At 68.8% G+C, this 9,115-nt stretch carries 9 protein-coding genes and 1 pseudogene; 6 read left to right on the top strand and 4 right to left on the bottom strand.

Annotated features, from left to right (window positions below; all coding sequences use genetic code 11):
• Both sigB and A9W96_RS27145 read left to right on the top strand, forming a co-directional pair.
• Positions 1 to 276 (top strand): annotated as a pseudogene (gene sigB / locus A9W96_RS27140) (sigma-70 family RNA polymerase sigma factor SigB); the annotation flags it as partial.
• Positions 277 to 405: 129 nt separating this feature from the next.
• Positions 406 to 1,095: a metal-dependent transcriptional regulator gene (locus tag A9W96_RS27145; protein ID WP_066860726.1), complete on the top strand. Its 690-nt coding sequence runs from the start codon at positions 406 to 408 to the stop codon at positions 1,093 to 1,095.
• Between the two features lie 34 nt (positions 1,096 to 1,129).
• Here the strand turns inward: A9W96_RS27145 and A9W96_RS27150 are convergent, their stop codons facing one another.
• The gene (locus tag A9W96_RS27150) at positions 1,130 to 2,188 is read right to left on the bottom strand and encodes a DUF4192 domain-containing protein (protein WP_066879812.1); all 1,059 of its coding nucleotides are present in this window, start codon (positions 2,186 to 2,188) and stop codon (positions 1,130 to 1,132) included.
• Between the two features lie 112 nt (positions 2,189 to 2,300).
• Here A9W96_RS27150 and sthA point away from each other — a divergent pair, with 112 nt between their 5' ends.
• Positions 2,301 to 3,716: a Si-specific NAD(P)(+) transhydrogenase gene (gene sthA / locus A9W96_RS27155; protein WP_066860729.1), complete on the top strand. Its 1,416-nt coding sequence runs from the start codon at positions 2,301 to 2,303 to the stop codon at positions 3,714 to 3,716.
• 285 nt (positions 3,717 to 4,001) lie between these two features.
• On the opposite strand, the gene A9W96_RS27160 is transcribed toward sthA, so the two are convergent.
• Positions 4,002 to 4,838: a serine protease gene (locus A9W96_RS27160; protein WP_066860732.1), complete on the bottom strand. Its 837-nt coding sequence runs from the start codon at positions 4,836 to 4,838 to the stop codon at positions 4,002 to 4,004.
• A 228-nt stretch (positions 4,839 to 5,066) separates the two neighbouring features.
• Between A9W96_RS27160 and A9W96_RS27165 the strand changes: the two genes are divergently transcribed.
• The 3 genes from A9W96_RS27165 to A9W96_RS27175 all read left to right on the top strand — a co-directional run bounded on the left by A9W96_RS27165 (position 5,067) and on the right by A9W96_RS27175 (position 7,863).
• Positions 5,067 to 6,038 carry a proteasome assembly chaperone family protein gene (locus A9W96_RS27165; protein ID WP_067144381.1) on the top strand — a complete coding sequence of 324 codons (972 nt, stop codon included), beginning with the start codon at positions 5,067 to 5,069 and terminating at the stop codon, positions 6,036 to 6,038.
• A 62-nt stretch (positions 6,039 to 6,100) separates the two neighbouring features.
• Positions 6,101 to 7,132 (top strand): alpha/beta fold hydrolase, encoded by a 1,032-nt coding sequence (locus tag A9W96_RS27170; protein ID WP_067144382.1) that lies wholly within the window; start codon positions 6,101 to 6,103, stop codon positions 7,130 to 7,132.
• 44 nt (positions 7,133 to 7,176) lie between these two features.
• A complete protein-coding gene (locus tag A9W96_RS27175; protein WP_067144383.1) occupies positions 7,177 to 7,863 on the top strand; it encodes a PhzF family phenazine biosynthesis protein in 687 nt (228 codons plus the stop codon).
• A 22-nt stretch (positions 7,864 to 7,885) separates the two neighbouring features.
• On the opposite strand, the gene A9W96_RS27180 is transcribed toward A9W96_RS27175, so the two are convergent.
• Positions 7,886 to 8,371, bottom strand: coding sequence for a peroxynitrite isomerase (locus A9W96_RS27180; RefSeq protein WP_066879751.1), 486 nt, complete (start codon positions 8,369 to 8,371; stop codon positions 7,886 to 7,888).
• A 215-nt stretch (positions 8,372 to 8,586) separates the two neighbouring features.
• Entirely contained in the window at positions 8,587 to 9,051 is a 465-nt protein-coding gene (gene nrdR, locus A9W96_RS27185) for a transcriptional regulator NrdR (RefSeq protein ID WP_007774910.1), read from the bottom strand.
• Between the last annotated feature and the right edge of the window lie 64 nt (positions 9,052 to 9,115).

Genomic DNA, 9,115 nt, shown 5'->3' on the forward strand with positions numbered 1-9,115 from the left:
TTCATCGAGGACGCCGAGGCGATGTCGGCCGAGAACGCGGTGATCGCCGAGCTGCTGCACACCGACATCCGCAGCGTGCTGGCCACCCTGGACGAGCGTGAGCACCAGGTCATCCGGCTGCGTTTCGGCCTGGACGACGGTCAGCCGCGCACCCTGGACCAGATCGGCAAGCTGTTCGGCCTGTCCCGCGAGCGGGTCCGCCAGATCGAGCGGGACGTAATGTCCAAACTCCGCAACGGGGAGCGCGCCGACAGGCTACGGTCGTACGCGAGCTAACACCTCACTCGAGCTAGGTAGCAGACGGTATGCCCGCCGCGTCCGCGGCGGGCATACTGCTTGCCTGGGAGGCGTTACAACCATTCGCGCAGCTGGCCAAGTAGACTCAGCGTCGACGGAGGGTGCTGAATGAACGACCTGGTTGACACCACCGAGATGTACCTGCGGACCATCTACGACCTCGAAGAAGAGGGCGTAACGCCGCTGCGTGCCCGAATCGCCGAACGCCTGGATCAAAGCGGGCCGACTGTCAGCCAAACCGTGTCGCGCATGGAGCGGGACGGTTTACTTCACGTGGCCGGCGACCGCCACCTCGAGCTCACCGACAAGGGCCGGGCGCTGGCCATTGCCGTGATGCGCAAGCACCGCCTCGCCGAGCGATTGCTGGTCGACGTCATCGGGCTGCCCTGGGAAGAGGTGCACGCCGAGGCGTGCCGCTGGGAGCACGTGATGAGCGAGGACGTCGAGCGGCGGCTGGTGAAGGTGCTCAACAACCCGACCACCTCGCCCTTCGGCAACCCGATCCCCGGGCTCCTGGACCTGGGCGTGGGCCCGGAGTCCTGGTCCGAGGACGGCCCCCTGGTCCGGCTGACCGAGCTGCCCGCCGGCGCGCCGGTAGCGGTCGTGGTGCGGCAGTTGACCGAGCACGTCCAGGGCGACATCGACCTGATCTCCCGCCTGAAGGACGCCGGTGTGGTCCCGAACGCGCGCGTCACCGTCGAGACCAGTGCCGCCGGGGTCACCATCGTCATTCCGGGCCACGAAAACGTCACCCTGCCGCACGAGATGGCGCACGCGGTCAAGGTCGAGAAGGTCTGACCCGGGCGCTTGGCGCCCGTCGCCGCGCTTGCCACTACCCCACCCTGCGGCCGAACGGCCGGCGCGGTGGCAGCCGCACGCCGAACTGCTTGGCCAGCCGGTAACCGGTCAGCGCCAGTTCCCTGATGTCGTCGGGCCGCAGACCGGATTGCAACGCGGTGTCCAGCATGCCCGCCATCCGATGGTCGGGGTCACAGCGCAACGCCTCCGCCAGCGACACCCCGGCGAGCGGGCCGTCGCCGCGGGCATAGGCGCTGAACGCGATCAGGACCAGTGCCTCGACCCGCCAGGGCGAGGGCAACGTGCGCGCCAGCAGTGCCCACAGCGACTCGGCCTCGCCGGCGCTCTCCCCCACCGCCAGGGCATACAAGATGTCGCGCACCTGTGCGTCGCACAGGGCACAGCCCAGCGTCGCCACCTCCGCGTCCGACAGCGATTCCCCGCCCGCGACCCGGGAGGCGGCGGCCATCGCCGCCTCCACGTCGCGGCGGGTGCAGCGCACCGGATGCGCACGATGCGCCGCCCGGCGCCGGGCGGCCTGTTTGCCGACCACGGCGGCCAGCGCCGCGCTGCGCGCCGGGTCGTCGGGCGCGATGACCGCCTGCAGGTCGGCACGACGCGCATAGAGCCGTCTGCCCTCCAGCACCGCCGCGGCCGCCAGCGGCGAGGCCGCGGGATCTTCGACCACGCCGCTCGACCCGCAGCCCTCGGCGCAATGCCACCGCCCGCCGAGCGCCACCTGATCCACCACGTGGGTGGCATAGAGCTCAATGTCGTGCTCCGACAAGGCTTCTGCCAGCGCCACCGAGAGCTGACGGTATTCCTCGTTGCAGCTTGGGCAGTAGGCGCCATCCGCGTCGACGATCACCGCGATCACGGCCTCGGGGGCCGCCGCCGCGGCGACCTCCGCCAGGTGTCCCACCCGGTCGATGACCTCCTCGGAGAGGTCGACGCGCATCACCGACCCGAGTTCGCCGTCGCCCAAAGACACTAATATCAATGAATTTTCGGGAACGAAGCCGAGAACGGCCGGCAGCGCCGCGATGAGTGCGCCGGGGCGGGACAGTTCGAAGTCTGCTCGATGCGTCGTCATGGGCACCACGCTGACGGCGGCCACCGTCAGGCGGTGCTCAGGTGCGCGGGTGCGGCGGCGGACCTGTGGATGAACCCAGCACTGTGCGTTGTGCTGCCTTACTGTTTAAGCCATGAGTTCGGCGCAAGAGTACGACATGGTGGTCATCGGGTCCGGGCCCGGCGGCCAGAAGGCCGCCATCGCCTCGGCCAAGCTCGGAAAGTCGGTCGCCGTCGTCGAACGCGGCCAGATGCTCGGCGGCGTGTGTGTGCAGACCGGCACCATCCCGTCAAAGACGTTGCGCGAGGCGGTCCTCTACCTCACCGGGATGAGCCAGCGCGAACTCTACGGCGCCAGCTACCGCGTGAAGGAGAAGATCACCCCGGCCGATCTGCTGGCCCGCACCCAGCACGTGATCGGCAAGGAAGTCGACGTGGTGCGCAACCAGCTGATGCGCAACCGGATCGACCTGCTGATCGGTCACGGGCGTTTCATCGACCCGCACACCATCGAGGTCGAGGACCCGTCGCGGCGCGAAAAGATAACCATCACTGGTAAATACGTCGTCATCGCCACCGGCACCCGGCCGGCGCGGCCCTCCGGCGTCGAGTTCGACGAACACCGGGTGCTCGACTCCGACGGGATCCTCGATCTCAAGTCGCTGCCCACCTCGATGGTGGTGGTCGGCGCCGGCGTCATCGGCATCGAGTACGCCTCGATGTTCGCCGCGCTGGGCACCAAGGTCACCGTCGTGGAGAAGCGCGAGGACATGCTCGACTTCTGCGACCCCGAAGTCGTCGAGGCGCTGAAGTTCCACCTGCGCGACCTGGCGGTGACGTTCCGGTTCGGCGAGGAGGTGACCGCGGTCGACGTCGGGTCGGCGGGTACCGTCACCACCCTGGCCAGCGGCAAGCAGATTCCCGCCGAGACGGTGATGTATTCGGCCGGGCGGCAGGGCCAGACGGATCATCTCGATCTGCACAACGCCGAACTGGAGGCCGACAACCGCGGACGCATCTTCGTCGACGACAACTTCCAGACCAAGGTGCCCCACATCTATGCCGTCGGCGATGTGATCGGCTTCCCCGCCCTGGCCGCCACGTCGATGGAGCAGGGCCGCCTGGCCGCCTACCACGCGTTCGGGGAGGCGAGTGACGGCATCACCGAGCTGCAACCGATCGGCATCTACTCCATCCCCGAGGTCTCCTACGTCGGCGCCACCGAGGTAGAGCTGACGAAGAACGCAGTCCCCTACGAGGTCGGCGTGGCCAGGTACCGCGAGCTGGCCCGCGGCCAGATCGCCGGCGACTCCTACGGGATGCTCAAGCTGCTGGTGTCCACCCAGGACCTCAAGGTGCTCGGGGTGCACATCTTCGGCACCAGCGCCACCGAGATGGTGCACATCGGGCAGGCGGTGATGGGCTGCGGCGGCACGGTGGAGTATCTGGTGGACGCGGTGTTCAACTACCCCACGTTCTCCGAGGCGTACAAGGTGGCGGCGCTCGACGTGATGAATAAGGTCCGGGCGCTCAACCAGTTCCGCCACTAGCCGTGGCGACCCGCCACGCCCGGCTGCGAACTGGAGTGGCGACCCGCTGCGCCCGGCTGCGAACTGGAGTGGCGACCCGCTGCGCCCGGCTGCGAACTGGAGTGGCGACCCGCTGCGCCCGGCTGCGAACTGGAGTGGCGACCCGCTGCGCCCGGCTGCGAACTGGAGTGGCGACCCGCTGCGCCCGGCTGCGAACTGGAGTGGCGACCCGCTGCGCCCGGCTGCGCCGCGCTGGCGATCGCCACGGCCGCGCTGGCGATCGCCACGGCCGCGCTGCGATCGCCGCTAACAGGCGTCTTGCAGGTCGCCCGCGACCGGATCGCCGGGGCCGCCGGCCTCGGCGCGGGCCAGCAGCTCCGCGGTGTGCGCATCGAACGGCGCCGAATACGACATGTTCGCCGCGCAGCCACCCCGCTCCAGACCGCCGATCACCCCGATCAGCGTCGTCCCGCTGACCCAGGGCGCGCCGCTGGTGCCGTCCACCAGCCCCTCGCACGCCAGCGCGGGAAACCCGGTGTCGGTGACCGACGTGCTGGCCTGACACCCGATGGGCGAGCCCCCCACGCCGGCCGGATACCCCAGCACGGTGACGCGGCTGCCCGGCGGAGGCGTCACACCCAGCGTCAGCGCCAGGCCGACCCGCGACTCGACCGGGGCACCTGCGTCGTTGCTGACCCGCGCGATCGCATAATCGGCGTGCGGGTCTTTGCTGGCCGTCCAGCGCGGGTCCAGGTAGACCGCGTCGGCCTTCCACACATCGGCGGGACCGGGCGGGGCATCGCCGGCGAAACCGGGAACGAACGTGATCAGCGACGCTCCGGCCAGGCAGTGCGCGGCGGTCATGATCAGGTTGCCACCCGTCGAATGCACCACGGAACCGGTGCACACGTGCAGCGGGCCGCCATCGATGAAGATCGCCCCGATGCGCCGATCCGGCTCGACCGGACCGGCGACGGCCTTCTGTTCGGGCTGGCTGAGCCGCTGCACGGGACCGCCGACGCGCGGGGCGGATACCGGCGCACCCGAAACATGCTCGACGGGCCGGTGACACGACGTCAGCGACGTCGCCACCCCCAGCACCGAGCAGAGCATCAGGATCCGAATGCGCATCGCCTTCATCATGCCTGACCGGGGGGCGGCAAGCCGACTCACACATGTCGCGGTGCGCCGCGCGGTTTGCTGGCGCGCCCCTGGGTGAGCCTTCGCGCGTTGCTTTCGGATTACGCCTGAGACTTATCACGTTTCAGCTATAAGCGTGACGCAAAGTTCGCTGAGCGATGTGGGTGCCGCCTGATTCGGGGGACACTTGGTAGGGCACCCTGGAAGGACCCCGAGAGGAGGCGATCGCAGATGGCTCACCACCAAGACCCAGCTGACCGGTACCAGCCGGGGCAGGCCGGGATGTACGAGCTCGAGCTGCCGGCGCCGCAGCTGTCGACGTCCGACGGCCGCGGTCCGGTGCTGGTGCACGCCCTGGAGGGCTTTTCCGACGCCGGTCATGCCATCAAGCTGGCGTCCGCGCATCTGAAGGCGGTGCTGGACACCGAGTTGGTCGCGTCCTTCGCGATCGACGAATTGCTGGACTACCGGTCCCGGCGGCCGCTGATGACATTCAAGACCGATCACTTCACCCACTACGAGGAGCCCGAGCTGAACCTCTACGCGCTGCGCGACACGGTCGGCACCCCGTTCCTGTTGCTCGCCGGCATGGAGCCGGATGTGAAGTGGGAGCGCTTCATCACCGCGGTGCGGCTGCTGGCCGAGCGCCTCGGCGTGCGCCAGACCATCGGCCTGGGCACCGTCCCGATGGCGGTTCCGCACACCCGGCCGACCACCATGACGGCTCACTCGAACAATCCGGAGCTGATCGCCAACTTCCAGCCGTGGATCTCGGAGATCCAGGTTCCCGGCAGCGCGTCCAACCTGCTCGAATACCGGATGGGCCAGCACGGTCATGAGGTAGTCGGCTATACCGTGCACGTCCCGCACTACCTCACCCAGACCGACTATCCGGCCGCCGCGCAGGCGCTGCTCGAGCAGGTCGCCAAGACCGCGTCGCTGGAGCTGCCGCTGACCGCGTTGACCGAGGCAGCCGAGGTGATCCGGGCCAAGATCGACGAGCAGGTCGAGGCGAGCGCGGAGGTCGCTCAAGTGGTGACCGCGCTGGAGCGCCAGTACGATGCCTTCATCGACGCTCAGGAGAACAGATCGTTACTGGCTCGCGACGAGGATCTGCCTAGCGGCGATGAGCTAGGCGCAGAATTCGAGCGATTTCTGGCCCAGCAAGCGGAGAAGAAGTTCGACGACGACGACCATGCCTGACCCCCGCAGCACCAGCCCCTAGCCAGACCGCCTTAGCCCGGCCCGACACCAAGGTTGGCGATATGACCGAGCGGAAGCGCAATCCCACGCTCCGCCCGGTGCGTGAAGTGACCGCACCCAAACTCGAGTTCCGCACCATCCACGGTTACAAGCGGGCCTACCGCATCGCCGGTTCCGGGCCGGCTATCCTGCTGATCCACGGCATCGGCGACAACTCGACCACGTGGAATACCGTGCAGGCCAAGCTCGCCCAGCGATTCACGGTGATCGCCCCGGACCTGCTGGGGCACGGGCGATCGGACAAGCCGCGCGCCGACTACTCGATCGCGGCCTACGCGAACGGGATGCGTGACCTGCTCAGCGTGCTCGACATCGAGCGGGTGACGATCATCGGGCACTCGCTGGGCGGCGGCGTGGCCATGCAATTCGCCTATCAATTCCCGCATTTGGTGGAGCGGCTGATCCTGGTGGGTGCCGGTGGCGTGACCAAGGACGTCAACTTCGTCTTGCGGTGGGCGTCGCTGCCGATGGGCAGCGAGGCGATCGCCCTGTTGCGGCTACCGCTGGTGCTGCCGGCGGTTCAGCTGATGGGACGCGTTTTGGGCGTGGCGCTGGGCAGCAGCGGCCTGGCCCGCGATCTGCCCAACGTGCTGCGCATCCTCGACGACCTGCCCGAACCGACGGCGTCCGCGGCGTTCAGCCGGACGCTGCGGGCGGTCGTGGACTGGCGCGGGCAGATCGTCACCATGCTCGATCGATGTTATTTGACCGAGGCCATCCCGGTGCAAATCGTTTGGGGCACAAAGGATGTGGTGGTCCCGGTCCGGCACGCGTGGATGGCGCACGCCGCGATGCCCGGCTCGCGGCTGGAGATCTTCGAAGGCTCCGGCCACTTCCCCTTCCACGATGACCCGGCCCGTTTCATCGACGTCGTCGAGCGCTTCATCGATTCCACCGACCCCGCCGAATATGATCAGGCCAATCTGCGCAGCTTGCTGCGCACCGGCGGCGGCGAGCGGGCCGTCTCGGGCCCCGCGCCCACTCGCGTCGCCGTACTGAACGCCATGGGGTCCGACGAACGCAGCGCCACCTAATCCCATGATCGATGGGGACGCCTTCGGCGCCGTACAGTCGGGCCATGGGGATCGACGTGACGGTGTTGCGGGTGTTCACCGATTCGGACGGCAACTTCGGTAATCCGCTGGGCGTGGTGGATGCGCGCCGGGTCGACCCCGCCCACCGGCAGCGGCTGGCAACCCAATTGGGCTACAGCGAGACGGTTTTCGTGGACCTCCCGGCCACCGGTTCCTCAACCGCACACGCCGCCATCTACACGCCGCGCACCGAACTGCCGTTCGCCGGCCACCCGACCGTCGGCGCGACGTGGTGGCTGCGCGAGAACGGTTCGCCGATCAACACCCTGCGGGTACCCGCGGGCCTCGTGCAGGTGGGCTACGACGAAGACCGCGCCCGCATCAGCGCCCGCGCGGATTGGGCGCCCGACTTCGCCCTGCACGAGTTCGCCTCGGCCGACGAGGTTCTCGCCGCCGACCCGGCGGAGTTCCCCGACGACACCGCGCACTACCTGTGGGCCTGGACCGACCGGGCGACCGGATCGCTGCGGGTGCGGATGTTCGCCGCCAACCTCGGCGTGGTCGAGGACGAGGCCACCGGTTCGGCGGCGATGCGCATCACCGACTACCTGAGCCAGAGCCTGCGGATCACCCAGGGCAGGGGCTCCGTCATCGAAACGACGTGGAGCGCCGAAGGCTGGGTCGGGGTGGCCGGGCGGGTCGTCAACGACGGTGTGCGACACCTGGATTGACGGCTCGGGCCACGCGGGCGGTCTAGCCTTGCCGGTGCAGCACCGCGGCGAGGTGGTCCTGCAGTGGTTGCCCGACCGCGCCCATCCGCACGGTGTAGGACAGTTCGTCGCCGTCGATGCGGAACGAACGGCCAAGCGCCGTCACCTCTTTGGCGCTGGGGGTCAGCCCGACGGCCGTGGTGGCCATCTGCATTTCGATGACGTCACCGCTGACCGAGTAGGTGCCCACCTCGATTTCGGTGATGCCGCTGGGATGCGCCAGGACCAGCTCGACGTGGCCCGGTCGGGGCACCCGGAGATATCCGGTTTCGGCGTGCAGCGGCTTGCCGTCGGCCACCGCCTTGGTTTTCTGCCCGTAGGCCAGAAACGGTTTACCGACGTGGGCGAACACGACTTCCTCGAGGTAGTCGAACGGCGGGATCGTCGGGTACTTTCCCGCGCCCTGGCCGGACCAGGTCCCAAGGAGCGGGGCCAGCGCCGCAAGGTCGGGATGCAAGTCAGGGGGCATGAATTTGAGCCTAGCCGGGCGACGATGCGGGCCGGGACGGCCCGGGGAGGAGCCGGGCGATTCAGACCTAGCCGGGCGACGATGCGGGCCGGGACGGCCCGGGGAGGAGCCGGGCGATTCAGACCCAGCCGGGCGACGATGCGGGCCGGGACGGCCCGGGGAGGAGCCGGGCGATTCAGACCTAGCCGGGCGACGATGCGGCCCGGGGAGTGCTGTCAGCCCGGGGTGGCCACTCCGCGGTGATCCCGGAGTGCCTGGATCTCGCGTTCGAAATCGTCTGCGGACTCGAATGAGCGATATACCGAGGCGAACCGCAGGTAGGCCACCTCGTCGAGGTCGCGCAGCGGCCCGAGGATGGCCAGGCCCACTTCGTGACTGGGGATCTCCGGGGAACCCGCGGCGCGCACGGTGTCTTCGACCTGCTGGGCCAGCAGGTTCAGCGCGTCGTCGTCGACCTGGCGGCCCTGGCAGGCGCGGCGGACGCCGCTAATCACCTTTTCCCTGCTGAACGGCTCGGTGACGCCGCTGCGCTTGACCACCGCCAGGACCGCGGTCTCCACCGTGGTGAAACGTCGTCCGCACTCGGGACAGGAGCGGCGCCGGCGGATGGCCTGGCCTTCGTCGGTTTCGCGCGAGTCGATCACCCGGGAGTCGGGATGACGGCAGAACGGACAGTGCATGACCGCTCCTTCACCGTGCCGACAAACAACCGCAGGACTTTGAGCGTACCCGCGCGCCGATCTG

It is taken from the genome of Mycobacterium sp. 1245852.3, from assembly GCF_001669335.1.
GTDB classification, from domain to species: Bacteria; Actinomycetota; Actinomycetes; order Mycobacteriales; family Mycobacteriaceae; genus Mycobacterium; species Mycobacterium europaeum_A.

What these genes read in the sequence shown, in the direction of transcription:
- A9W96_RS27165 (WP_067144381.1), top strand. Translation starts at nt 5,067, where the DNA reads ATGGCTCACCACCAAGACCCAGCTGACCGGTACCAGCCGGGGCAGGCC.
- A9W96_RS27145 (WP_066860726.1), top strand. Translation starts at nt 406, where the DNA reads ATGAACGACCTGGTTGACACCACCGAGATGTACCTGCGGACCATCTAC.
- A9W96_RS27175 (WP_067144383.1), top strand. Translation starts at nt 7,177, where the DNA reads ATGGGGATCGACGTGACGGTGTTGCGGGTGTTCACCGATTCGGACGGC.
- A9W96_RS27180 (WP_066879751.1), bottom strand. Translation starts at nt 8,371, where the DNA reads ATGCCCCCTGACTTGCATCCCGACCTTGCGGCGCTGGCCCCGCTCCTT.
- A9W96_RS27160 (WP_066860732.1), bottom strand. Translation starts at nt 4,838, where the DNA reads ATGATGAAGGCGATGCGCATTCGGATCCTGATGCTCTGCTCGGTGCTG.
- sthA (WP_066860729.1), top strand. Translation starts at nt 2,301, where the DNA reads ATGAGTTCGGCGCAAGAGTACGACATGGTGGTCATCGGGTCCGGGCCC.
- A9W96_RS27150 (WP_066879812.1), bottom strand. Translation starts at nt 2,188, where the DNA reads ATGACGACGCATCGAGCAGACTTCGAACTGTCCCGCCCCGGCGCACTC.
- A9W96_RS27170 (WP_067144382.1), top strand. Translation starts at nt 6,101, where the DNA reads ATGACCGAGCGGAAGCGCAATCCCACGCTCCGCCCGGTGCGTGAAGTG.
- nrdR (WP_007774910.1), bottom strand. Translation starts at nt 9,051, where the DNA reads ATGCACTGTCCGTTCTGCCGTCATCCCGACTCCCGGGTGATCGACTCG.